This is a genomic window from Luteolibacter pohnpeiensis (genome assembly GCF_016595435.1).
GTDB lineage: Bacteria > Verrucomicrobiota > Verrucomicrobiia > Verrucomicrobiales > Akkermansiaceae > Luteolibacter > Luteolibacter pohnpeiensis.
Genome location: NZ_JAENIJ010000005.1, coordinates 48,931 through 74,184, shown reverse-complemented (window position 1 = coordinate 74,184; position 25,254 = coordinate 48,931). Strand labels below are relative to the sequence as shown.

The window sequence follows — 25,254 nt, the reverse complement described above, 5'->3', positions numbered from 1 at the left end:
TTCCGTTTACGACGGAGATCAGCTTGTTTGCTTTAAGTGCCCGTTCGAAAGCTTCTAACAGTTCTGTTCTTCACTCTGCTCTGGCTCCGCTGCGGTGCGATGGAGCCAGCGGCACCAGACTTCAGTGAAGGCTTTGCATTGATCGATGCTTTGGAGATTCCGCAGATCTCACCAGAGGCTACTTGGACTAAAATTCCCGATCAGACAGTATACTTTGATTACCACATCCGTGACTATCTGGCTAATCTGAAAGGAAACGGGTGGAGCTTACCATCAGGTCATGATGAGCCCACGATTCTACGCGGCTTGGGAAGTCTCGATAACACCGAGATTCCTCAGAACTCGCATTTCAAAGCCAAAAAAGTGGATCTCAGGGCTGACGTCGAAAAGCTCATCGAATCGATCCAGCAAGCCAGAAAAGAAGATAGTCCTGAGTATTTCCTTAAGGGATACGGCAATTTCTCGTCAGAAGAAGCAGGCCCTTTCTTCATTTTTGCCGTTCAACTCCATCAGCATGGCGATGCGGAGTTGGCGAATCAGTTGGTAAACGCACTCTTCCTGGCAGCTCCCAATCGTGAAGTGGTTTTGGACTCCGGCATCAATTTGATCGCTGACCAGGCTTATTCAAAATTGATTGAGCAATTCTATCAGTCGCAGGACTGGAAAGCACTCCATCAAGGCTTGATGGAACTCGTTCAGAAATTCCCGCGTGGCTGGCAAGCTCGCAATGCAGTGGGTTTGTTGCTGGAGCCATCAAAAGCAAGAGCGGAAAGCCAACCACCCCGCCCTCTCACCTTGGATGGGATTTCACTTGATCCTGAGGCGGTCCAATCGATCGACTGGATGTTGAAGGCTCCTTCCTCCAACGATTTTGAAATCCCTGAAGAACTTGCCGAGCAGCTGAGCCAATTGCCAGCCTCAGCTCGTCAACAATATCTCAGCCAAATGTCTAACGCTGGGAATCGAATATTGACGGACGATCTCAGGAACTGGTTGCTCGCAGATAAAAAAACTTTCGATGAGAGCAAGTCAATTGCAGTCCCAACTCTGCGATTAGGCATGAAGGCGATTCCCGTCCTGATCGCTTTGGCGGAGGACGATTACCTCACCTATTTCCCGAACTCACCTGCTAATTCTTTCTCCATGAGTTTTGATTCAGACTTGGGTCCGGTTGAGAATATGCAACAACAACTCGCGCATCTCAATCATCCTCTTAGGCGCAGTGATATTGCCACTCAACTTCTGGATGCGATGCTTCCTGCTTCCGATGATTATGTCCGTGAGATGGATGCTTCTCAAACCAAATCTGCTGCACTCGATTTCTGGCAGCAACATCAGAATGATAGCCGGGACCAGTTGGCATATGCATATCTAACAAGCAGCTCCAAAGAACAAAAAATTGCAGCAGCCTCCATCATCGCAACCTCATCGGATGAATCACTGCATCAGAAATTCGAAGCGCAGATATTAAATTCAGTTTCACCCGTAAAGGAAATTGAGACGGTTGCCACATACATCCGTAAAAGAAAAACACCCACCACTGAATTTTTCAAAGTCTACCGATCCGCAGTCATCGCGCAATACCAACAGATCGAGCCCAGTGAAGACTATGAGCTCGGCATGGATCGGAAAATGGCGATGGAGATAATGAAGCAAATGGGTGCCAAGGCCGAGGGCCTTTCGATTCAAGGCCGAGCGCGGGAACTGGCACGGGAGAATTTGGAAAATCCAGAGATTTCGATCCGTGCATTTTATAACTCGATCAAGGAAGAACCGTTGGCAAAACAGTTCCTCGCCATGCTGGCCGGGGCTAAAGCAGCAACGGAGCCCAGAACCCGGAGCTATTTCCTAGCTTACTGCATCAACTACCATTCGCGCTCGCTGAATGACGAGTTCGCCCCGGAAAAGAATCCAAGAAAGCTTTCCAGTTCAGAAAAGAAAGTTTGGCAGGCACTTCTCGCTGACAAAAACGATATCCCGGCGGAAATGAATCGCTACACGGATGACAGCGATACGGTGGGGCAGCTCGCAGCCATTGCCTTGGAAACTTCCCTCGAGGGAATGTTCATGGATTTCCAACGCGCTTCGCTGGTCCTGCACAAAAGCGCCGGAGAGCTTGCTTACGAACGGGCATCCGCCAGGCTCAAGGGTAAACCCATTCCTCCGTTGCCCGATGCTTCACGCGTTGATGCGTCGAGGCTGGAGGAAATGGTTCATCACGCCGGTTCATTACCCACGAACGAAGTTCATCCCTATCTAACGAACTTATCGCCCGATGAACTCATGGCTTGGATCGATTGGCTCGAAGACCCGCAAACTCCCGCCTTCCCCCAGTCATTACAAAAACTAAGACTACAAATCATCAAACGCTCGAAGGGCTATCTCAGCTATCCGGACCAACCTGGCGTTGGCAACATCGGAGTTGGATTTGAAATCACGCCGCAGGCGCTGGAATCCTGGATGGAGGAAATCGCCCGCAATCTGCCCGACCATTCCAGAACCTACATCAACCTTACCAGCACTGCAATCGGTCCGGGTTTGGAAATTTTGGCCTTCCGGTCAAACCTTGAGCCAGCCGAAGAAAGCGAGACCGAATCAGAACGCCCCTCCCTTTCAAGACTTTTTTACAGCTCTTTTGACGCTCTGGTCGGTGAGGAAGCCCCCGCTGACTCAACCGGCGTCATTTACTTGGAACTCTATACGGCTGACCAAAACTTCGATTTTCCAATCCAGATCGTGGATGGAAAGGCGCGCTACAGCGAGTTCAAGGCTCCGCTCAGCGACGCGCTTGAAGCCGCAGCCAGCAGTTCCGAGAGTTTCGATCTCGACGTTCAAATTCTAAGTCGGGCCGATGCCGAAGCCATCCGTGCAGCGGAAGACGACAACTGAACCACCTCTCTCCACCCCAAGCCAACTGATCATGTCCGAATCCGCATCCGCCCAATGGGACCAACTCCAGGAACTCATCACGAAAATCCGTTCTGAAACCGGACGAGTCATCGTGGGCCAAGAAGAAGTCGTCGAAATGCTGCTGACCGCGTTGATCTGCAAAGGTCACTGCCTGATTGTCGGTGTCCCCGGGTTGGCAAAAACCCTGCTTGTTTCGACACTCGGACAAATCCTCGGGCTCAAATTTCAACGCATTCAGTTCACTCCGGATCTGATGCCGACCGATATTCTTGGCTCGGAAATTTTACAAACTTCAGCCGAAGGAGAACGCAGTTTCAGATTTGTGCCCGGACCGGTCTTTTCGAATCTGATCCTTGCCGATGAAATCAATCGGACTCCCCCAAAAACCCAGGCAGCCCTACTTGAGGCCATGCAGGAAAAGCAGGTCACGGTAAACGGGCAGACCCGACAACTTGAACAACCCTTCACGGTTTTTGCCACGCAAAACCCGATTGAACATGAGGGCACTTATCCCCTGCCGGAGGCGCAACTCGACCGCTTCTTCTTCCAGCTTAACATCGGCTACCCAACATTTGCCCAGGAAGCTGAAATCATCCGCCGAACTACTGGACATTCCGTAGATCAAGCCGAAGCCTTGCTCGATGCGTCCAAGGTGACTGCCTTGCAGGAGGCTTCACTTGATATGCCACTCCCTGACACCGTAATCGAGTCGATCCTGAAGCTTGTTCATGCCACCAGGCCGGACTCGGAATACGCAACCCCAGATGTGAAAAACTATGTCTCATTTGGAGCCGGCCCACGAGCATCCCAATGCCTGGCCCGCGCGGCTCGGGCGCTAGCTCTTTTGCGCGGGCAATCTACGGCATCGATCGAAGAGGTAAAAGCCGTGGCACTCCCAGTTCTGAGACACCGCGTTATTCCGAATTACAATGCAACCGGAGAAGGAATTACGACAGATGACATCGTGACGAAACTCATCCAAGCACTTTAATGTCACGGTTCAAATATCTGGATCCAGCCGACATCCGACGGCTGAAGAACTACGAATTTGGCGCGAAAGCCATGGTTGAAGGATATTTATCCGGCCGTCATCGCTCGCACCAACGTGGCTCATCCATTGAATTTCACGAGTTCCGTGTTTACGCCGAGGGCGATGATCTCGCGAAAGTCGATTGGCGGATTTTTGCAAGAAACGACAAACTGTTCCTCAAAACCTTCGAGCAAGAAACCAATCTGGAATGTCACCTCTTTCTGGACTGCTCGGCATCGATGGGATTTCCCGAAAACAGCGAGAGGCTCTCCAAACTGGAGTATGCTTCGTATTTTGCCGCTGCACTTGCCTGGTGGGTGATTTCCAAAAACGACCGGGTTTCCCTAGCGCTATTCGATCAAGGAATTCGGCGATTTCTTCCACCCGGTTCTACCAGAAAGCATTTGCATGATCTTCTCAACACACTTGAGGAAACACGCGCGGGTTCCGGCACTTCCATCGTCGAAGCATTGGCTAAAGCCCAGCCATTGCTAAAGCGCCGAGGCACCTTGGTGATTTTGTCGGATTTCTTTTGTGATCCTGCCGAACTTTTCAGAGCGCTGAACGCCTACATCCATCGAGGTTTCCGAATCCATCTGTTCCATCTGTTAGACCCGGCGGAGATTCAGTTGGAAGAACGCGGCCTATCGCGATTCGTTGACATGGAATCCGCATCCCAGGTCACCGTTCACCCGCAATCGATCCGAAAGGCATGGAATGAGGAAATCGTCCGGCATTCCCGATCACTGCGCGCCCTCGCAGCATCACGACAGGTGGATTACGCACTCTGTTCGACAGCAGATTCCTATTTCTCCCTTTTTGATCGAATGCGCGCCCATTGATTCCCGTGTCGATTCTATTCCAACATCCCGCATTGCTCGGCCTGCTCGCCTTGGCAGGACTGCCATTGCTTGTGCATCTGCTTTCTCGCGCCAAGCCACCGGAGTATCGATTTTCAAATGTCGAATTCCTGCGCCGCATCACTCGCCTGACAGCTAGAATCCGCCGACCAAAAGACTGGCTGCTTTTGGCCCTGCGAACCCTTGCCTTACTGCTATTGGCGGCGGCTTTCTCGCTGCCATTGTTAGTTTCGGACTCGGCACCACTCCCTGGTGAGGCATCCACGGTCGTGATCATGATCGACCGCTCGGCCTCGATGGCAGCACGCGACCATGGCGCGGCCAGCCGATTTGAAATCGCCTGTGCGGAAGCAAGCAATTACCTCGATTCACTGAAGCCGAGCCATGCAAACCTCGTGTGGATTGACGCGGAACCCGACTCGGCATTTCCGGCACCGGGACCAAATCTTTCCTATCTAACAGATCTTCTCAAGCAGTCGGAGCCAGAACAGGAATCGGGCGCGTTGGCCTCGGCATTTGATCTGGCTCTTCGTCAATTCGGCACCATCCAAGGGCGCCGTGAACTCGTTGTGATCTCAGATTTTCAAGCCAATGCCTGGAAGGATTTCCATCCCTCCCTGCCAAAAGGTCTAAAACTGAAGATTCGTAAAGTGGCCGATGAAGCGCCACCCAATTTCGCCATCACCCGGCTGTTATGCCAACCTACAGAACCCGTCGCAGGTCAGGACATCACCATTTTGGCGAATGTGCGGAGTTATGCCTCAGAACCCGTCCGGACCCAGGTCACCCTGAATGCCGGTGGTTCCCGCCAATCGCAACCGGTCGATCTTGCCGCCTGGGGTGAAGCGGAAATCGCCTTCAAGGTAAAATCCGCCAACGCAGGAAGTCTTCCGGTCACCGTGTCACTTGAGGGAGACTCATTCCCGGGGGACGATGCGAGACATAGCGTGGTGCACGTGCGTGGTGCGATCCGGGTTGAAGGCGCGGTTCAGCATTCGATTCAACGTGTTATTGCAAATTTACCCTGGCTGGAGACGACACCAAAAGCAGCTGACGGGGACCTGTTGGTAATTCCCAACTGGGATGGAGCGGATCTGGATGCTTTGCAAAAAAAGGCAGCGAGCGGCATCACCATCCTCATTCACAGTGCGCAATCGTGGCCGAACTCTCCCACTCCCCTATCTCTTGAGCACTCAGAATCGGGCTGGCAAATCTTACCTTCCGAAAGCCATCCGGCAGTCGGCATGTTTCGCTCCGGTGACTTTGGCAATCCATTTGCGGGTCGGTTCCATGAGCGCATCCCGCTATCTCCGATTCCCGGTGCCAAATCCATCGCGACCTATGAAGATGGTGTGCCAGCGATTTTCGAAATCCCAACTCCAGGCGCACCGATTTTGGTGATGAATCTATCGCTTGATCCGGGCCAAACCGACTGGACCGAAAAAAGTGTCTTCCTTCCCGCGCTCGCAGAAATGCTGCTACGGACCAGACCCGCATCGCAATCGGAAGCAGCTCAATTGCCTTCGGGATCGAGGCTCAGCTATGTATCAACCGAGCCTGAGCAAACCAACTCGATTTCATTGATTGGCCCGGATTCGAATCTGTTAGAACTCCGTGAAGCCACCACCGCAGACGGCGTGCAATGGCAATCGATCGCCTCATCCACACCGGGCATGTATCAATGGCAGATATCCGGCCAGGCGATTGAGTTCACTGCAGTCAATTTCCCGGTGTCCGAATCCGATCTCCGCCCACTACCGGAAGCGCCATCCTTTGGCATCGATTCCTCAACCGAGCATTCGTTAGAGCGGCTCGCTGCAATCGCTCGCGGCATCCCACTTTGGCCATGGCTTTTGCTGGCATCCTTGCTGGCACTTGCCGCCGAAAGCTTATTCCTCACCCGCTTCGCTAAGTTTTGAACCCATTCTTCCAACCGATCGTCCTCTATCCGCTGGCCTTCGCCTTATTGGCGATCAGCTTTTTCGGCGCATGGAAAACATCTCACGGTCTGGCAATCAGAAGCAGGATGCTACTAATTGCTCTAAGGCTGGGAGGCGTGGCAGTGATCCTGATCACGCTGTGGAACCCGGGAAAATGGGTTAACCCAACGAATCAAAAACCACCCGCATGGATCATTTTAGCGGACCATTCCGCATCCATGGCACAAGCTGCCAGCGACGGTAAATCCCGCGCTCAAGTCGCACGCAATGTGCTCGCTCAAGCGGTGAAGCAAGCAAACGAGGCAGACGTTCCAATCCGCATCCACCCATTCGCTGAAGCCTTGGAGGCACCGCTGGAACCAGATCAACTTCCATCTTCAGACAAAGACGGCAGTCAAATCCTGATGTCACTTTCTCAGGTTCTGCAAAATGCGGCATCTACGGGTGAGTCTCTGGCTGGAATCATGGTCTTAAGTGATGGTCGTGATACCTCCGGCTCTGGTCCTGATGCGCTGGCTGATATCGCGCTGCGCGCAAACAGCCAAAATACCAACATTCACACAGTCGCCATCGGAGCAGACCAACCAGCAGCGGATCTTGCTCTGCAACTCAATCGCTCTGCCATCACTGCATTTCCAGGACAACACCTGCGCATTCCTTTCGCGCTCAAATCAACCGGGCTTGAGCCGTTGAAAGCACAAGTCTCGTTGTTGGACGAGAACGGATCGCCTTTGCAACAACTGTCGCTCGAAGTCGAATCGGGCGGAACCAGTGTCGGGACTTTCGATCTCACCGCTCCATCCGTATCCTGCCGCTGGACATTGGAAACCCCGGTCGTCGCCGGCGAATCGAGAAAGTCTAACAACCGAGCCGGGGCAAACATCCGGATCGTTGAATCGAAGACCCGAGTCTTTCTCGCGGAAGGTGCGCCATATTGGGATAGCAAATTTTTGGCGCAGCTGCTTCGCCAGCAACCCCAGATGGAAGTTCACTCGGTCCACCGATTATCGGACGAACGCTACTTTCGGATCGATACCGGAAGTGATGAAACAACCGAGTCCGAGCACCCGGTCTTCCCGGCCACTTTGGACGAACTGGGACGATACGACCTAATCGTCTTTGGCAAAAACGTCGACCCCTTCCTCACCCCCGAGCGCGCGGAAGCACTCCGCCAATACGTGCGCGATCGGGGAGGTGCCGTGCTCCTCTCGCGTGGCAAACCGACGACCGGGGATGTTCCGGCGCTGGATGATCTTGAACCTGTCATCTGGGGTTCTGCCCGAATTTCAGAATTCCAATTCGAGCCATCAGCCGAGGGAGAAAATACCGGGCTCTTTGGGCAAGCTTTGCCGCCACCCGATGCCTCGCTTTGGAAGTCGCTGCCAACGCTGAAGGACGGTCGCCAGGTTTCATTGATCAAACCATTCACACGCGTGCTGGCCAATGGGCAGTCTAACACGAGCGCGAGCGCATCTGGCAAATTCCCCGCCCTGATGGTTCGACGTCACGGCCAGGGAGTGGTCGGTTTATTGAATGGAGACGGGCTGTGGCGCTGGGACTTTTTCCCGGAAGCCCGCGAACTCGGCAACTGCTATGATGACTTCTGGATTCAGCTCATCCAGTGGATGGCGACTTATTCTGAATTTCTTCCGGGCCAGGATTTCTCATTACGCCTGCCCGCCTCACACGGCACGGCCGGCTCCGCTGTGGCGGCAACCATTTCATACCGTGGCACCACCCCATTACCTGATATCCAGCTGAAAGTGATCGCTCCAAATGGAGAGGAATCGCTAGTCCATCCGGCATTGCTTACCGACGCATATGGCAGACCGATGTGGCGAGGTTCATTCACTCCGACAAGTCCTGGCGATTGGCACCTTTCGATTCTTGATCCCCGCGACCACGCGCCGTCAGTCCCTGAAACGGTATTTACCGTACCTCATCCGCCAAGCGAACAGGATGATCTTTCTGCCGATCCCGACTTTCTCAACCACATCGCCACCGCGACCGGAGGAACCGCTTTAACCGCGGAAACTGCAGAAGCATTCATCCGTCAAAACCTGCTGCCAAAGAAACTTGCGACCAGGGAAACCGGGGCAGTTTGGAAGCCAAGTTGGAATCTAGCTACCGTCGCGATCTTGATCGCCGCCCTACTCTCTGCGGAATGGTTCTTCCGTCGGAGGCTGGGTCTGGCATAATATGTCATCATATCTTCGTCTATCATGTCCGAATACCATAAAGCACTTAGTCGATTTCAGCTGCGCCAGCAGCTCGGCAGACTGCTGGCAATCCTATTGGGCGGACTCGCATGGATTGCATTGCTCTGGCTGTGCTTCGGATGGCTCGATGCGATCCATGCCTTTGAGTCCCCTGCGAGGATCGCCATCACTTGGGCATTGTGGATTTTAACCACCATCGCAGTGGTCCTCGCTGGCATCCGATTTCTTCCGGTCCGGAAACGAGCTGCTGCGGATCAAGCCGACCTCGCGCTGGGCGACTCAAGACGGCCGATTTCAGCGGCGCTGTCGCTGGATTCCAGCTCATCGGACTCACCCTTAGGAAAGCTACTTGCGGATCGATCTTCAACTGCGGCGGCGACGGCCTTAAACCAGTTGCCGTGGCAGAAAACCGTGCCGTGGAGACTTTCCAAACTGCCACTCATTGCAGTCATGGCATTGTTGCTAGTGATGCTGGCTCTGTGGCTGGGCTTCCCCGGCGCCTTTGTCACGGTTGCGAATCGCTTGCTGCATCCAACTGCGGATACCCCACCTTTCAGCCATCTGGTCTTTGAGATCGACCCCGCACAACCTGCGGTTGTTTACGGAGATGAGTTATTGCTCCACGCCAGAATTACCGGCGGCGCCCTGGAGCATCCTGTGGAGTGCCGAGTCCGGCTTCAACGAAATGGAACTCATTTGCGACTCCCAGCTTTCCGCGAATCTCCCACTCGGTTTTCCCGAAAATTGGACGGAGTTACCGAGCCGGTTGAGATTGCTTTCGCTTGTGGCAAAGCACGGTCCAAGTGGATTCCCGTAGAAGTGATGCTCCAGCCAAACATTCTGGCGGGAAAAGTGCGGATCACTCCCCCCGCCTACACCGGCATGCCGGAAATGGTGCGGCCACTCGACACCAATGAAATCTCCGCGATCGAAGGCTCCACCGTAACGCTTGAGCTCAGCAGCAACCGGCCACTTGGCTCAGGAGAGCTTACCTTCACCCCGGCTTCCGTTCCTGGTTCCGAACCGGAAGCTGAAATCTATCCCGGGACCGTAACTACGGAATCCGCCGTAGCATTTTCCTGGCAGGCGGTCCGTCCGGGGCGTTTGAGCGCCACCCTGAAAGATATCCGTGGCACCTCTTGTGCAGAGCCACTTGAGTTGAATTTACGAATCATTCCGGATCAAGCGCCCGTGGTTGAGCTTAGCTCACCACCACCCCTGCTGCTGGCAACGCCGCGATCCGTGATTCCGATCCGTGGCCATGCCGAGGATGATTTCATGTTATCGCAGCTTCAGTTTGTCCGGACTTTGCAAGGGTTCAGGGATCGCGTCAAAACCGTGGCACCCGAGATATCAGAAAGATCCTATGATTTCACAGATCGGTTCGATCTCGACGAGCTTGGATTGGAAGCCGGGCAAACGATCGAATTGATGCTGGAGGCAAGCGACCACAACCCCTCGTTGCTCGGTTATGGCTCGTCGAGCATCTCCCGCATCCAGATCATTTCAGAAGATCAATACGCCGAATACATTCGGGCGAAGACGACCCTGGCGCAGTTTGACGCGAGATTTCGTGCGGCGCAGGATGCGATGAGACAGGCACGCGAATCGTTACAGAAATTGAAGGAATCGCCGGATGACCCGAAGGCGCTCGAATCGGCACGCAAGGCCCAGCGCGAAGCTGCTGAGCTGTTAGAAAAAATTGCCGACGACTTTACCGCGTTCGATTTAGAAAAAAGACTGCAAGACCTGGCCAGAAAACAAGCGGAAGGGCTGCGCGAGAACTTGCAACAACTGGAGCATTTCCAGCCGCAAGATCTGGACGAAATGCTGGATCGGTTAGGCAGGCAGGAACCTGAAGAAAAGCAATTGGCCGACGATGTTCAATTCACCGATGACGTCTCCAGTTTGCTCGAAATGGCGAGCCGCTTTCGCGAAATCTACGAGACCCAGGTATCGATTGCCAAACGCCTCGAAACCATCGTCAAAGAACTTCGAAACGGCCAGGCACAGAATCGGCGCCTGATTCCATCGCTCGCAGATACGCAGGCAAAGAACCGACAAGCACTGGACCAATTCAAGGCCGACCTTCGGGCAAGAGTGAACCAACTCCAAGGGAAGCATGATGAACTGGCGCCACTCATCGACTCCGCCATTTCGTTTTTGAATGATCTGGATCTAGCTGCCCCGGAGACACTGATGGATGCCGCGGCAGAGCACGGTCATGCGGGTCGCGCAAATGATGCCTATACCAATGCAGAACTTGCAAAAGAGATTCTAGCTCGCCTGATGTCCAAGCCTGAGTCCTTTGCGCAGGCCACGCAGGGCATCCCGCCATCTTTCCAGGGAGCGCCGGACGTGAACAAAAATATCGAGCAGATGTTAGAGTCATTGTTCGCTCAGCGAAATGGCCAAAGAGGAAATGGTGGCGATGGACAGGATAACATGGGCACGGGTGGTAACGGAGGCTCAGGCACTCCCATGTCTGGATTTTCCACCAATTTGCCCGTCGTTGGACCTGATCGACTCGATTTTCAACCGCTCGCCTCAAGCTCCGGCCAGGACGGCGGCAAAGGCAAACCTGGCTTGATCGCCCCTCTCCCAACAACTGCCGAGCAGGGTCGCATCACCCCGACAGATCTGCAATCGGGTGATGCGCCGCAACTTTCCGAGGAACCAGTTCCAGAACCTTACCGTGAAGCCGTCAAAGGCTATTTCACCCCTTGATCCACCATTGCCATGAAAAGCAAAATTCTCCTATGTCTCTCACTGCTCACCATTTCGCTGTCGGCGAAGGAAGGCGCTGTTGAATGCGGCAATCTCATCTACGCCGGAACCCGTACTTCGCAATGTTTCAGCGATGAATTCCTGACGACGGTCCAACAGAAAACGTCAATCGCCACGGAACGCCGGTTCAAAGCCGTCAAGCTGGTGGACGATGAGCTATTCAAAATTCCCTTTGTCATCATGACAGGCACGGGTGATTTCAGTTTAACATCGAAGGAGCGAGTCAACCTGAAACAATATCTTGAGAATGGTGGTTTCCTCCTAGCCTCGGCGTCCTGCTCCAATGAAGCCTGGAGCCAAGCATTTGAGCGCGAGGTCAAATCCATTTTTGGCAACGACAAGCTGCAGGACATTCCATTATCCCACGAAATCTTTCGCACGATTTTCGAAGTGAAGGATTTGAAGTTATCGCACTCCGGCCCGGAAACGCCACTTCGGGGTATGACTCACAATGGCAAAGTCGTTTTGGTTTATTCTTCGGAAGGACTCAATGACACCTCGCACACTGAAGGCTGCTGTTGTTGTGGTGGCAATGAGATCCAGAATTCGATGGAGATCAACGCCAACATCCTCGCCTACGCGCTACTCCACTAACCATTCGCTCCTTGAGACGCATCTTCCATCTCCTGTTGTTGCTCGTTTGGGTCTTGCCACAGCTTCGTGCAGACACTGCTGACGAAGCATGGCAGCGCTTCCAGGACGGGTCACGCGATGTCGCCACTTTGGCGGATGTTCTTCCTCAATTGCCGGATGCAGAGAAAGGAGCGCGCATCCGCTCCGAGTTGCAGAAGTCTCCGCCACGTGCCGAGCTGGTTGAGTTGCTCAATCATCCGATCCTCGCGGTGCGACTTGGTGCACTGGAAATCCTGGAGGAGATGGCGGGTGGCGATTTTTCTTACAATCCATGGGCACCTGCGGATTCTCCGGAAAATACGGCGGCTCTGGTTCGCTGGAAGCAGTGGGCGGATGAGCCAGTGTCTGAGCAGGACAAGATCACGCTGTTCTCCGATGAGCAGCGCTTTGCTTACATGCGTGACCTGTTAGCGGAAGACCGTGACAAAGCCGCGAGAGCACGCCGCATGCTCCAAGCTGAAGGACTCTCTGCAGTCGGTTTTTTGGAAACATATCTGCAGAACACACCAGCACTTTCCATGGGACATCGGGCACGCATCCGTGAAGCCCAATACCAAATCGTTTTATCCGGGCAATTGGGAGAACAAGCCTCAACCATCGCTCACCAGCTTGCATTTGGCAGCAGAGATCAGCTTCTTTCCGCCCTCGATGCCACCAAAAGCAGTGGGATGTTGGCGATGCCAATTTTGCGCGATTTCATTGTCCACTCTGATCCGTTGGTGCGTGAAACCGCAATCGATTCCTTCCTTGCCGTTGGGGGCAAACAAGCCGTCGAGATTGTTGCTCCGATCTTAAAGCAAGAGCCCGATGTAAATGTCATCCACGGGGCAATGAGGCGGTTGAAAGACATTCCCGGTGAGAAAACCGCCGAGCTGGTTGCCTCATTTCTCAACAGTGAAGATGAGGATCTACTGATCTCCGCCATCAGGACGAGTTTAAGTCTGAGAGAAAACTCTGAGCAAAATAAGTCCAAATCCCCGGCAGATGACATCATTCTCAAAACTCTAACTGACAAGCGTTGGCGCGTTCGCGCGGAGTCGCTCGAATATGTCAGCGCCAGCCGGTTAGAAGCGGCAAAAAACACCTGCCTTACCCTTTTGGACGATCCAGATGACTTTGTCCGCTTTTCTGCGATCAAAACATCAGGAGCTCTCAATCTGACCGAAGCCCTCCCAAAGCTGAGGCAGATGTTCTATCAGGACGAAAGTACGACCGCCGCCGTAGTCGCTGGTTTTGGAGCGCTCAAGCAGCCTCTGGATGAAGATTTCCTGAAGCATCTCGATGCCGCCTCAACCGAGGCACGTATCGCCGCCATCAGCCAGATTGCCTCCAACGAAACGCTCGCCCCGCTCGCCCTCCGCTACGCAGCAGACCGTCAGCTCGATGTCGCTTGCGCCGCTCTTCGGGCCTTGGTTTCCGATTCGGATGAGCTCAATAAGCCTGAAATCTGCAGTGCTATTTTGACCGCACTGAGATCCGGTGAAAGCGCAAAGGTAGAGGTAATTCTTAACCAACTGGAACTACCTCCATCGACGATCAGAGACCCGCGAGTCACACAGGCTTTGGAAAAAGCATTGGGTGATGAAGCAGGATCCACTGCGCTTGATCCTCTCTACACCGCGTTCATGAAGCCAGGTCTGGACGAGAATCGTAGCGGCCAGCCAATCATCCCCCATGTTCAGGAGGAACTGGCAAAAGAAATTCTGAAATACACCCGGGATGGAAAAACTCCCGGCGATCAATTCCGTGCCGCGCTGTCATTAGCTCATGCGAATTATCCAGACGGTTACACGGCGCTGTTGGAGCTTCTTCCTTCACTAACTACCGCGCAGAAAACCGAGATTTGCCACCAGATCTACAAACCGTCGGTTCAGGAAGCCGTGCCAGTTTTGACCGCACTGATGCGGGATCCTGTCTCGGAAGTTCGGTCCGGCGCAGCATCTGCAGCACTATCAAATGACAGTGCACAAATGTTTTTAGATTTGGTGCTCCGAGAACTGACCCAACCAGAAGCCGTCCTGACTCCAAGCGAAGTATACAGCTATCGCTTTGAATCAGTCGCTCGCTCTCGCGCTCTCGCTTCATCGATCCAGCGTTGGGCGATCACAGAGCTAAAGTCCGCCGATTCATCCATCCAAGTCAAAGTCCTCTCCGCCATCGCTCTCCGGCAAAATGCTTCTACCGAATCGGCCAACGCGCTTTCGAGCCAAACCGCATCGTCCAGCCCTCTTGTTCGACGAGCCGCCTGGTTCAGCCTGCTCAAAGTGAAGCCGCAATCCGCGTCCGAATGTGCGGATCAAATTCTCAATGACCCGGAAGCATTCGTCCGTGAAGCGCTACCGTGCGCCTTGAACCCATCTCAATCCAACTGGCATCATCATTTCTCTGACGTTGATTGGATGGAAGATACGAATTGGTATTCCAGCGGTCGCCCTCCCCGTATCGATGCGAAGTTGCGGCAGAAACTTGAGACGCAACGCGATCAAGATACCTCACCGCGCAATCGTTTCGAAGCATCTTACACCCTTCTGCTTCTCACCGGGAATACCGATCTCGACGCTTTGGTGCAGCAGGTCCGTGAGGCACCTGAAGAATTAGATGCCCCCAAACGCATCGCCTATTGGTTGCGTGAAAACGCAGCACGAGCCACCCCGAGCCTGGCCCCGTTGCTGGCAGTCGCCGACACCACCTACATTGATGCGGAAACGCTGGAAAAGCTGAATGCTAAAATCATGACGGAAAAATCCGAAGGGTTTAGCACCTTTGCATCGCTCGCAACCATCGATGCCCATTCCGGTTCTCCAACCGATTCCCTGCTAGCCGATGAATCAGCAAGCCCCGCCACCGAGCGGAAATCACTGGCCGTGCTTTTCTTTTTCAAACCAGGTTGCCCTGAATGCCTCCACGCAAAGCAGCTGCTGGATTCCATGAAAAATGATTTCCCGCTGCTGGAACTCCATGAACAAAACATCCTCACCCCCGATGGGACGATTCTCAATCAGGCCTTGTGCCAGCGGTTCAGAGTGCCATCCGCCCTGCATAGTATTTCACCTGCGATCTTTACCCAAGATGGATTCCTGATCCGGGACCAAATCACCGCTCCAGATCTTGGCAGGCTTCTGAGCAAGACATCGCAGAGCCCGCAGGACGATTCATGGTTCGCGATCGGAAAATCTGCAGAAACCCAAGCGAAGCAAGCCGTCGATCGACGTTACGCCAGCTACACCCTTCCCCTAGTCATCGGCGCAGGCCTGCTGGATGGAGTCAATCCGTGCGCCTTCGCCACCATCATTTTCCTTCTGTCCTACCTGCAAATCGCCCGCCGCACACCGCGCGAAATGCTGATGGTGGGCATCGCATTCATCTCCGCGGTATTCATCGCATACCTGCTGGCCGGACTGGTCCTCTATCAATCGCTCGCGTTGATCAACGAACGTTTTGCAGGAATCCAAAGATGGATGAACCTCATTTTTGGCCTGCTCGCCCTATTCGCAGCCTATCTGTCATTCCGCGACGCTTGGAAAAGCCGGGCCGGACGCTTGGATGAAATGAGCCTGCAACTGCCCGGTTTCCTGAAATCCCGCATCCGATCGGTCATCCGCACCAGCGCCCGCGCGCGGAATTTCATCATCGCGGCGTTTGTCTGCGGCCTGGTGGTTTCCCTGCTGGAACTCGCCTGCACAGGCCAGGTCTATGCGCCGATCATCTATCAAATCCAACAGGGGCGCCTGGATGCGGTGCTGTGGTTGATCGTTTACAATCTCGCTTTCATCGTCCCGCTGATCGTGATTTTCCTCCTCGCCTATGGTGGAATGCGCAGTGAAACGCTGATTGCATTCCAGAAAAAGCACACCGGTTGGGTCAAATTGGGACTCGGACTGTTGTTTGTTCTGCTTGCGGTCTTTATCCTGTTTGGCCAGAAGCTGCTGCACCTTCAATAATTTGGCTCGCCCAAAGCTTTTTTGATCCGGTAGCCATTGGGCTTGCCCTGACCGGAACGTGTCATAGCATCCGACGCTTTCTCTAGCTCCGCCGCCAATCGCGCTCATGAACCGTATTTTCGTCGAAAAAAAGCCAGCTCATCGCAACGAAGCCCGTCATCTACTGCATGACCTTCAGGAGTCACTGGCCATGCCTGATCTGACCGGACTTCGGGTCATTCAACGCTATGACATTGAGGGTCTGACCGATGACCAATTTGCCGCCGCAGTTCGCGATATTTTGTCCGAACCTCAAGTCGACGAAACCTTTGCTGAGCTCCAGTTGGGCGAACAGGAAATCGCCTTCGGGGTCGAATACCTGCCAGGGCAATTCGATCAACGCGCGGACTCCGCCGCCCAGTGCGTGCAGATTTTAACCGGTAAAGATCGCCCCACCGTTTCATCGGCGAAGGTGATTGTGCTGCAAGGCCAACTGGCGGAATCCGACGTCGCCCGCATCAAGTCCTACGTCATCAACTCGGTGGACTCCCACGAAATTTCGGTCGATGGCGTGGTGAAGCGCCAAACCCCGGAGCAACCGGCGGATGTTGCGGTTCTGGCAGGCTTCACTCAGCTGGATGTAGACGGCTTGGCCGAGCTGCGGAAATCGCTCGGACTCGCCATGTCCGAGGCTGACATCGCTTTTTGCCAAACGTATTTCCGCGATGAAGAAGCGCGCGATCCAAGCATCACCGAAATCAAGATGCTGGACACCTATTGGTCGGACCACTGCCGCCATACGACCTTCCTGACCAAAATCGACCAGGTCACCTTCGGCGAAATCGGCACGGCTCCGATCCAAAAAGCCTGGGAAACTTATCTCGCGACCCGCGAAAAACTCGGTCGGACCGAAAAGCCTGTCACCCTGATGGACATCGCGCTGATGGGAATGCGCGAGCTGCGTGCCTCAGGCGAATTGGACAACTTGGAGGTTTCAGAAGAAGTCAACGCCGCCTCAATCGTCGTGCCCGTATCGATCGATGGCCAACCTGAGGAAGAGTGGTTGGTGATGTTCAAAAACGAAACTCACAACCACCCGACTGAGATCGAGCCTTTCGGCGGAGCCGCAACCTGCCTTGGCGGTTGCATCCGCGATCCGCTTTCCGGTCGCTCCTACGTTTATCAGGCGATGCGTGTGACCGGTGCTGGCGATCCCCTGACTCCGTTTTCCGAAACCTTGCCTGGCAAGCTGCCACAGAAAAAAATCTGCCAGGTCGCAGCGAGCGGATACTCTTCCTATGGCAACCAAATCGGTCTCGCCACTGGCCAAGTTGCCGAGGTCTACCATCCGGGCTACGTCGCAAAACGCTTGGAAATCGGCGCCGTGGTCGCGGCAGCCCCGCGCAGCAATGTGTTTCGCGGCAGCCCTGCGCCGGGAGATGTGATCCTTCTCATCGGCGGCCGGACCGGACGCGATGGTGTCGGTGGAGCAACCGGCTCTTCGAAAGAGCACACGGATACCGCCCTAGAAAATTCGGCCGAAGTACAAAAGGGAGACGCCCCCACCGAGCGCAAGATCCAACGACTTTTCCGCAATCCGGAACTCACCCGGAAAATTAAAATCTGCAACGACTTCGGTGCCGGTGGGGTCTCGGTCGCGATTGGCGAAATCGCCCCCTCCCTGGAAATCGATCTGGATCGAGTTCCCAAAAAATACGATGGCCTGGACGGCACCGAGCTGGCGATTTCCGAATCGCAAGAGCGCATGGCCGTATGCGTGGATCCATCTGAAATTGATTTCTTCATCGCGGAGGCGGACAAAGAAAACCTTGAGTGTGTTCACGTCGCCAATGTCACGGATTCCGGTCGCTTGGTCATGACCTGGCGTGGCAAGACCATCGTCGATCTGTCCCGCGCTTTCCTCGACACCAATGGCGTTCAGCAATCCACCAACATTCACGTGGGTGATGTTGCCACTGACTCCGCCGCGCCAACTTATTCCACACTCCCGGAATCCCTGGCGGCGCTCAATCACTGCTCGCAAAAAGGCCTTGGCGAGCGCTTCGATTCATCGGTCGGTGCCGGCACGGTTCTCTGGCCTTTCGGCGGTGAAAAGCAACTGACCCCGCCGGACGCGATGGTCGCCAAACTTCCATTGTTAGAAGGACAAAGCGATGTCGCCACCTTCATGAGCTGGGGATTCGATCCTTATCTCTCCGCAAGCTCACCCTTCCACGGAGCGGTTTATGCGGTCACCGAATCGGTCTGCAAAGCTGTGGCCGCTGGCGCTCGCCTTTCCGATGTCCGCCTGACCCTGCAGGAGTATTTCCCACGCCTCGGCACAAATCCAGCACGCTGGGGACTGCCCTTCGCCGCTCTGCTCGGTGCCTTCCACGCTCAACACGAACTCCGGCTCGCTGCGATCGGCGGCAAGGATTCGATGTCCGGCTCCTTCAATGAGCTCGATGTTCCGCCGACGTTGGTTTCATTCGCTCTCGCACCCGGCGATGCTAAACTCGCGACCTCGCCTGAGTTCAAAAAAGCAGGATCTACGATTTCCATCGTAGAAACTCCCCGAGACGCGGACAACTTGCCGGATTTCACAGCGCTCAAGCGTACGGCCGCATGCTTGCATCAATTGAACGAGGACGGAAAAATCCTCTCGATGAAAGCGCTCGGAGCTGCCGGCATCGCCCCCGCCCTCGCCGTCAGCGCGTTTGGCAATGGCATCGGCTTCACGGGACAAGTCGAGCTGCCGTTTTCCGAACGCTATTTCGCTTTCCTGATTGAGCATTCAGAAAGTCTGCCTGCAGAGCTTGGCGCGACTGCGATCGGACAAACCACTGCCGAGCCGAACCTCACGCTCAACGGCACAACTTACGCCCTGCCGGATCTTGAATCCGCTTGGACTGGGACGCTGGAACCGATTTACCCAACTCAGCCCGATACTGCTCCAGCAGAACTGAGCACGATTTCCAGCCCGTCGCCGAAGTCCTCGGCCTCACGCGCCACCAAGATTGCCGATGCCCGCCCCAAAGTGATCATCCCTGCATTCCCGGGAACCAACTCCGAATATGATTCCGCCAAGGCATTCCATGAAGCCGGTGCCAGCTCGGAAATTTTGGTGTTCCGGAATCTGACTGCCAGCCATGTGGAGGAATCGATCCGCCAACTCGCGGAGCAGATCCGCCAATCGCAGATTTTAATGATCCCTGGCGGATTCAGTGCCGGTGACGAACCGGATGGCTCAGGCAAATTCATCGCCACGATTCTACGGAACCCACGCGTAGCCGATGCGGTGATGGATTTGATCCAAAACCGCGATGGCTTGGTTCTCGGTATTTGCAATGGATTCCAGGCACTCATCAAAACCGGCCTAGTCCCTTATGGCGAGATCCGGGAATTGCACCCGGACGATCCGACCCTCGCCCATAACGACATTTCGCGCCACATTTCCTGCTACGCTTACACCAAAGTCGTTAGCAACCACAGCCCGTGGCTCACGGAATCTCAAATCGGCGATATTCACCGAGTTCCCCTCTCCCACGGCGAAGGAAAATTCTACGCCTCGACAGAAACCCTCTCGCAACTGGCGGCCAACGGTCAAATTGCCACTCAGTATTGCGATGTGGATGGAACGGTTTCGATGCTTCCCGCCATCAATCCGAACGGCTCATTTGGTGCAGTTGAAGGAATCACCAGCCCTTGCGGCCGCGTGCTGGGCAAAATGGGGCATACCGAGCGTGCCGGCCGCCTCGTTGCCAAGAACATCCCCGGAAACAAGCATCAGCCGATCTTCCGCAGCGGCGTGAATTACTTTTTATGAGCAAAAATTTGCGCAAAAAACGCTGAAATGCACTAATTCGCGCAACAATTTGCACATCCTTGGTATTTCCGAGTTGTAATTGAGTAAAATTTTGCGCAAATTCCCCTCGTTTGGGGCAATTTGCGCACATTTCTACTCATGCTTGACCTACTTTCCAATCCGCAAATCGAGAAAGAACTTGGTTCCCGGCTGAAAAGCCGTCGGCTTGAAAGAAATCTCAGCCAAGCCGAAGTGGCCGAAAAAAGCGGCCTCTCCCGCCGCACCATCACTGCAATCGAAAATGGCCAAGGTTCGACGCTGGCCACCTTCATCGCCTACCTGCGTGCCCTCAATGCCCTGGATTCGCTGGAAGGCATTCTTCCCGATCCCGGGCCAAGCCCGGTTGCCTTGGCAAGATTGCAGGAAGAACCCCGGAAATACGCTTCCAAACCGCGCCACCCTTCACCGGCCCAACCTTGGAAATGGGGGGATGAATGACCACAGCGGCGGTCCATCTTCACAACTCCGTCATCGGAGCGGTTACCTGGAATCCCGATATAAATCTGGGGGTGTTCGAGTATGACCCCGGATTTCTCCAAAGTGGGATCGAGATTTCTCCTTTGATGATGCCGCTGGGTCCCGGTCGCTTTTCGTTTCCGAATCTCGCTCCGGAAAGCTTCAAAGGCTTGCCGGGACTGCTCGCAGACTCGCTACCCGATAAATTCGGCAACCTTCTGATCAATCAATGGCTCGCCCGCCAAGGGCGGACGCCCGATTCCTTCGATCCGGTGGAACGGCTTTGCTATCTCGGCAGCCGTGCGATGGGCGCATTGGAATTTCACCCCAAAATTTTTCCGGAAGCCCCACCAGAAACGCTGCATGTGGAGGCACTGGTGCAGCTGGCCAATGATGCGCTTGCGTCGCGCGATCAACTGCATGCGAATCTGAGCGAACCTCCGGAAGCGCTCGCAACCATTTTACGGGTAGGCACCTCGGCCGGCGGCGCGCGAGCCAAAGCAGTGGTCGCCTGGAATCCGAAAACCGGCGAAATCCGCTCCGGCCAAGTTCCATTGGCACCGGGGTTTGAACCGTGGTTGATCAAATTCGATGGGGTCTCGGAAAATCGCGACAAGGAACTGGCAGATCCGAAAGGCTACGGTCGCATTGAATACGCCTACCACCTCATGGCTAGAGCCGCCGGGATCACGATGACAGATTGCCGCCTGTTAGAAGAAAATGGACGAGCTCACTTCATGACGCGCCGGTTTGATCGGACCGCCAGTGGCGACAAGTTCCATTTACAAAGTTTGTGTGCGATCGCGCATTTCGACTTCAATCAAGCTGGTGCGTATTCGTATGAGCAAGCGTTCCAGGTGGCACGCCGGTTGCGACTTCCGCAGCCGGATCTAACCGAACTCTACCGCCGTGCCTTGTTTAACATCCTTGCCCGCAATCAGGACGATCACACGAAAAACATTTCATTCATGATGGACCGGCGCGGCGTCTGGAGCCTGGCACCAGCGTATGACCTGATCCATTCCTACAATCCGAATGGCGCCTGGACCCATCGCCACCAGATGACCTTCGCCGGCAAGCGGGAGAACTTTACCACTGACAATCTTCTGGAAGTGGCAAAGGCCGCCGATGTGAAAACCAGAGCGGCGAAAACGATTCTAACCGAAGTTCACGAAGCGGTATCGCGATGGCCTGAATTCGCTTCCGCTGCAGCAATCCCCGAGCTGTGGGCCCGGCAAATCCACAGCGAGATGCGGATGGATCTGCATCTCTAACCATGACCCCGTACAGGCGAAAAAATCGGGCGTATCAACGGGCGCCAGCTTCTTTCAGTTTGGCGATGGCTTCGTCCAATTTCTTGCGCGTCGCGGCGATTTCCTGATTTTGTTCGAGCAATTTAGCGTCGCGTTGCTTGATCGCTTCCATCCATTGCTCGGTTTGCGCCTGGAGTTCGCTCAAACTCTTCGCGAGATCGTCTGCCTCTTTCGATTTCTCGACCAGGGATTTTTCAGAAGTCTCATACGCTTCCCGAATGGAACTGATCGAGTCCTTGAGGCCGACAATATCCGACTGCAAGACCGCGATCTTGGTCTCAGCCGTCATGCGTTCGTTGTGCTCGTTGATCGCCTCGGTCTTGGCATCCTTGAGTTTGAGCTCCGTGGTGAGCCCTTGGTGCCATTGATAAAAAATGAAGCCGACCAAGATCAGGCAACCAATCGCGTTGGTAATGGATAGGATTCTGGCAGTCACTGATTGGGTGCTTTGGTTTCAAAACTGACCTTGCTGATATGCGCTGCGCGCACCGCGTCCATCACCGCCATGACTTGCTTGTGACGGGTTTCCTCGTCAGCCGCAATCATCACGGAAGTTTCATCCGTCGGCGGAATCGCGAGCAGTTTGTCCGTCACCTCAGAAGGCGTCATCACCGCCGTGTCCCAGGTGATCACGCCGTATGCGTCAATCGCCAGATGAATGGGGGGCGTTTTGTTTTCGGCAACGGCCGAGCTTGATACCGGAAGATTCACCTTCACCCGGTTGATATGGGTCATGCTCAGGCTCACAAGCATGAAGCTGGCGAGCAGGAAGAACATGATATCGATCAGCGGCACGACCTCGATGCGTGCTTCGTCCTCGTGATCCGAGGAACCGCCCTGCAAATGAACCGGCATGGAATCTTATTGTGGCGAGTGAAGTCGTTCGGCGAATGCCTCGAGGTCGTAGCCATGAGACTTGGCGGATTGAACCAGGAGTTCGCTGTGGTTGATCCAGCGCTCCAGGGATCCACGAAGCAAGGAAATGCGCTTGCGGAAATAATTGTAGGGCAAGAGGCAGAGAACCGCGATACAGATCCCCGCTGCGGTGGCGATCAACGCTTCGGCAATACCGCCCGTGACTTTCGTCGCCGCAAGTTGGTCATCGCCAAGGGACGCGAATGATCCCATCAGGCCCACAATCGTTCCGAAAAGGCCCAACAAGGGAGCAAGGGTGATGATGGTGTTGAGCACCCACATCCGGGCTTCGGACTTTTCGATCCAATGTGTCGCGTCCAGCTGCATGGCAGCCAACATCGAAATCCGGGAGTGGGCGATGCCCTCGTTGAGGTTTCGCAAGTAGGGATCCTGGCACTGATTTCCCAGATGCCACGCTTGCTCGAAATTACCGGAGCCAAGTGCTTCCCGCGCCTGCGCCTGCAGAGATGGGCGCTGTTTTTTCATGAAGGCGGCCCACCAAATGGCACGTTCTAACAATACACAAAGAGCTAGAAAGAAGGTGGCGAGAATCGGGTACATGACCCATCCCCCTTCATGGAATTTTTCGAGGACAATATTAGCGACTAACATGAATCAATGGAGCTGGAAACGAATGGTTTGGGTGATGCTGCCTCGTGGACCGGGCCGGAATTTCCAGCGGCGAAGGGTGCTCAAAATCGATGAATCGTTCAAAGAGGGATGGGATGCGCTACGGATCGAAGCATTCACCACATTGCCATTTTCATCGACCGTGATGAATACGACGACGCTGCCTTCGATGTTTTGTCGGCGTGCGGCGGAGGGATACGATGGGCGGGGCTTGCGACCACCGGCAAACCGCGCGGCACCGACATTGCCAGAACCGCTTCCGGTCGAGCTACCGGACCCGCTTCCGCTGCCGGAACCTGAGGTGGTGCGCTTGGCAGCAGGGCCATTGCTCCCCCCTTTGCTGCGGCGACTGTTGTTCGAATTGCTTGATGATGTTTTACGAGGCTGGCGATTTGCGGCCGGTTTCGGCTTCGGCGCGGGAAGATCTGGAACATCCGGTAAAGGTTCCGCAGCGACGAGATCCGGCAGTTCCGGAATTTCCATGGTTTCAGGTGCCTCTTCCGTCTCATGGGAACTATCCATCGGCAAGTCGTGGACAGCAGCATCGTTGGCCGCGGTATCCACTTCAGCACGTTCCGATGAACCAGCGGCATAGAGGTCCATGTCGAATACCTCACCGTCTGTAAGTCCGTCTTTTTCTTCGATAGCCTGTGGCAAGTGCTCTGGCGTATGCACCAAACATGCCACCGTCCCTGCGCCCGCAACACTCATCCAAGCGGCAAGTGTCCCGATGTTCATGGAATAGAAAAACGATTTCATGGTGACTCTTATTGAGAACGCGTCTCAGCTGCGCTGATTCAGTTTTTCTTCAGATCGCTTGTCAATCCATTTCCGGCGGCGAGTGGATCCGGGTCTTCGTATTCTTGTTCGTGCCGGAGACGACTCAGATAGGCGGTGATTTCCGCCCCGATGAAAAAGATCTGAATCGTGAAATAGATCCATAATAACACAACTACTAGCGTCACCGCCGCCCCGTAAGCGGTGCCAATACTACTTTGGCCGAAATAAAATTCTATCCCGCGCCGCAACATCGCGAGCAGGCCACAGGAGATCACCCCACCCACCAGCGAATCCTTGAAAGCGGGCGGTCTGGGAGGCAACCATCTGAGGATCAGAGCAAAGAGCAAGGTAACCAGCACCAGTGGCGCCACGCGCTGAATCGATGACCAGAGCGCGAGATTAACGGGCAACCACCCATTCAGGTGCGTCGTTAAAATTTGTAACGCCGCAGTCGCCAGGGCGGAAAAGGCGAGAATCATCCCTAAACCAACCACCAAAGTGATCGGCACCAATCGACCCACGATCAATCCGATGACGAAACCCTTTTTCCCCTCTCGGTGCCTTTTGCCGAAAACAGTGGTGAGCACTTCACGCAATTCAACCACCACCTTTGAGGCTGCAAACAGAAGAACAAAGAAACCAATAATCGAGGAAATGCCGGTAAAAGCCGCACCCGGCTGGGATTTCAACAAACTGCGGAGGTATTCGGAGGATTCGCGATCGAACATGATCTCCGCCGCCTCGCCCACCCCTTCTTCCGCCCACTGCCTGCCCACCACCGCTGCAGCCAACTGGGTCGCAACCACCAAAATCGGCACCATCGAAAACAAACTGTAAAAGGCCAATGCGGCGGCCGATCGAGAATGGTTGTGATGCCACCATCGTTTGCCCACTTCGATCGCCCCATCGTAGATCATCCGGGCTGCACGGTGCTTCGAACGCAACATGCTGGAAGCCTTCCACACAAACCTGTCACTCTCAAGCATGGTGGGATAT

At 54.6% G+C, this 25,254-nt stretch carries 16 protein-coding genes; 11 read left to right on the top strand and 5 right to left on the bottom strand.

What is annotated here, in order from left to right; genetic code table 11:
• The first annotated feature begins 36 nt into the window (after window positions 1-36).
• From JIN85_RS04540 to JIN85_RS04490, 11 genes are all read left to right on the top strand, one after another.
• Complete coding sequence (locus JIN85_RS04540) at window positions 37-2,889, top strand: hypothetical protein (protein WP_200268078.1); 2,853 nt, start codon at window positions 37-39, stop codon at window positions 2,887-2,889.
• 31 nt (window positions 2,890-2,920) lie between these two features.
• Window positions 2,921-3,901 carry an AAA family ATPase gene (locus JIN85_RS04535; protein WP_200268281.1) on the top strand — a complete coding sequence of 327 codons (981 nt, stop codon included), beginning with the start codon at window positions 2,921-2,923 and terminating at the stop codon, window positions 3,899-3,901.
• Window positions 3,901-4,782 carry a DUF58 domain-containing protein gene (locus tag JIN85_RS04530; protein ID WP_200268076.1) on the top strand — a complete coding sequence of 294 codons (882 nt, stop codon included), beginning with the start codon at window positions 3,901-3,903 and terminating at the stop codon, window positions 4,780-4,782. Before JIN85_RS04535 ends, JIN85_RS04530 begins: the two co-directional genes overlap by 1 nt.
• A 5-nt stretch (window positions 4,783-4,787) precedes the next feature.
• Window positions 4,788-6,719 (top strand): BatA domain-containing protein, encoded by a 1,932-nt coding sequence (locus JIN85_RS04525; protein ID WP_200268074.1) that lies wholly within the window; start codon window positions 4,788-4,790, stop codon window positions 6,717-6,719.
• A gap of 107 nt (window positions 6,720-6,826) precedes the next feature.
• Window positions 6,827-8,938, top strand: a complete 2,112-nt coding sequence (locus JIN85_RS04520; protein WP_200268072.1) for a vWA domain-containing protein — start codon at window positions 6,827-6,829, stop codon at window positions 8,936-8,938.
• A 24-nt stretch (window positions 8,939-8,962) separates the two neighbouring features.
• Window positions 8,963-11,686: a hypothetical protein gene (locus JIN85_RS04515; protein ID WP_200268071.1), complete on the top strand. Its 2,724-nt coding sequence runs from the start codon at window positions 8,963-8,965 to the stop codon at window positions 11,684-11,686.
• A gap of 12 nt (window positions 11,687-11,698) precedes the next feature.
• Window positions 11,699-12,340 carry a DUF4159 domain-containing protein gene (locus JIN85_RS04510; RefSeq protein WP_200268070.1) on the top strand — a complete coding sequence of 214 codons (642 nt, stop codon included), beginning with the start codon at window positions 11,699-11,701 and terminating at the stop codon, window positions 12,338-12,340.
• Between the two features lie 11 nt (window positions 12,341-12,351).
• Window positions 12,352-16,320: a HEAT repeat domain-containing protein gene (locus JIN85_RS04505; protein WP_200268069.1), complete on the top strand. Its 3,969-nt coding sequence runs from the start codon at window positions 12,352-12,354 to the stop codon at window positions 16,318-16,320.
• A gap of 106 nt (window positions 16,321-16,426) precedes the next feature.
• Window positions 16,427-20,125 (top strand): phosphoribosylformylglycinamidine synthase, encoded by a 3,699-nt coding sequence (locus JIN85_RS04500; RefSeq protein WP_200268068.1) that lies wholly within the window; start codon window positions 16,427-16,429, stop codon window positions 20,123-20,125.
• 138 nt (window positions 20,126-20,263) lie between these two features.
• Window positions 20,264-20,602 carry a helix-turn-helix domain-containing protein gene (locus JIN85_RS04495; RefSeq protein ID WP_200268067.1) on the top strand — a complete coding sequence of 113 codons (339 nt, stop codon included), beginning with the start codon at window positions 20,264-20,266 and terminating at the stop codon, window positions 20,600-20,602.
• The gene (locus JIN85_RS04490) at window positions 20,599-21,894 is read left to right on the top strand and encodes a type II toxin-antitoxin system HipA family toxin (protein ID WP_200268066.1); all 1,296 of its coding nucleotides are present in this window, start codon (window positions 20,599-20,601) and stop codon (window positions 21,892-21,894) included. The genes JIN85_RS04495 and JIN85_RS04490 overlap by 4 nt, the downstream gene beginning before the upstream one ends.
• 34 nt (window positions 21,895-21,928) lie before the next feature.
• On the opposite strand, the gene JIN85_RS04485 is transcribed toward JIN85_RS04490, so the two are convergent.
• The 5 genes from JIN85_RS04485 to JIN85_RS04465 are packed head-to-tail and all read right to left on the bottom strand — an operon-like array spanning window position 21,929 to window position 25,079.
• A complete protein-coding gene (locus JIN85_RS04485; protein ID WP_200268064.1) occupies window positions 21,929-22,369 on the bottom strand; it encodes a hypothetical protein in 441 nt (146 codons plus the stop codon).
• On the bottom strand, window positions 22,366-22,788 hold the full coding sequence (locus JIN85_RS04480; RefSeq protein WP_200268062.1) for an ExbD/TolR family protein: 423 nt from the start codon (window positions 22,786-22,788) through the stop codon (window positions 22,366-22,368). Before JIN85_RS04480 ends, JIN85_RS04485 begins: the two co-directional genes overlap by 4 nt.
• A 6-nt stretch (window positions 22,789-22,794) precedes the next feature.
• The gene (locus tag JIN85_RS04475; protein ID WP_200268060.1) at window positions 22,795-23,460 is read right to left on the bottom strand and encodes a MotA/TolQ/ExbB proton channel family protein; all 666 of its coding nucleotides are present in this window, start codon (window positions 23,458-23,460) and stop codon (window positions 22,795-22,797) included.
• Window positions 23,461-23,463: 3 nt separating this feature from the next.
• Window positions 23,464-24,237 (bottom strand): energy transducer TonB, encoded by a 774-nt coding sequence (locus JIN85_RS04470; RefSeq protein ID WP_200268058.1) that lies wholly within the window; start codon window positions 24,235-24,237, stop codon window positions 23,464-23,466.
• A gap of 38 nt (window positions 24,238-24,275) precedes the next feature.
• A complete protein-coding gene (locus tag JIN85_RS04465) occupies window positions 24,276-25,079 on the bottom strand; it encodes a YihY/virulence factor BrkB family protein (RefSeq protein ID WP_234047239.1) in 804 nt (267 codons plus the stop codon).
• Between the last annotated feature and the right edge of the window lie 175 nt (window positions 25,080-25,254).

What these genes read in the sequence shown, in the direction of transcription:
- JIN85_RS04535 (WP_200268281.1), top strand. Translation starts at nt 2,921, where the DNA reads ATGTCCGAATCCGCATCCGCCCAATGGGACCAACTCCAGGAACTCATC.
- JIN85_RS04530 (WP_200268076.1), top strand. Translation starts at nt 3,901, where the DNA reads ATGTCACGGTTCAAATATCTGGATCCAGCCGACATCCGACGGCTGAAG.
- JIN85_RS04520 (WP_200268072.1), top strand. Translation starts at nt 6,827, where the DNA reads ATGCTACTAATTGCTCTAAGGCTGGGAGGCGTGGCAGTGATCCTGATC.
- JIN85_RS04515 (WP_200268071.1), top strand. Translation starts at nt 8,963, where the DNA reads ATGTCCGAATACCATAAAGCACTTAGTCGATTTCAGCTGCGCCAGCAG.
- JIN85_RS04510 (WP_200268070.1), top strand. Translation starts at nt 11,699, where the DNA reads ATGAAAAGCAAAATTCTCCTATGTCTCTCACTGCTCACCATTTCGCTG.
- JIN85_RS04500 (WP_200268068.1), top strand. Translation starts at nt 16,427, where the DNA reads ATGAACCGTATTTTCGTCGAAAAAAAGCCAGCTCATCGCAACGAAGCC.
- JIN85_RS04495 (WP_200268067.1), top strand. Translation starts at nt 20,264, where the DNA reads ATGCTTGACCTACTTTCCAATCCGCAAATCGAGAAAGAACTTGGTTCC.
- JIN85_RS04490 (WP_200268066.1), top strand. Translation starts at nt 20,599, where the DNA reads ATGACCACAGCGGCGGTCCATCTTCACAACTCCGTCATCGGAGCGGTT.
- JIN85_RS04480 (WP_200268062.1), bottom strand. Translation starts at nt 22,788, where the DNA reads ATGCCGGTTCATTTGCAGGGCGGTTCCTCGGATCACGAGGACGAAGCA.
- JIN85_RS04475 (WP_200268060.1), bottom strand. Translation starts at nt 23,460, where the DNA reads ATGTTAGTCGCTAATATTGTCCTCGAAAAATTCCATGAAGGGGGATGG.
- JIN85_RS04470 (WP_200268058.1), bottom strand. Translation starts at nt 24,237, where the DNA reads ATGAAATCGTTTTTCTATTCCATGAACATCGGGACACTTGCCGCTTGG.
- JIN85_RS04465 (WP_234047239.1), bottom strand. Translation starts at nt 25,079, where the DNA reads ATGGTGCCGATTTTGGTGGTTGCGACCCAGTTGGCTGCAGCGGTGGTG.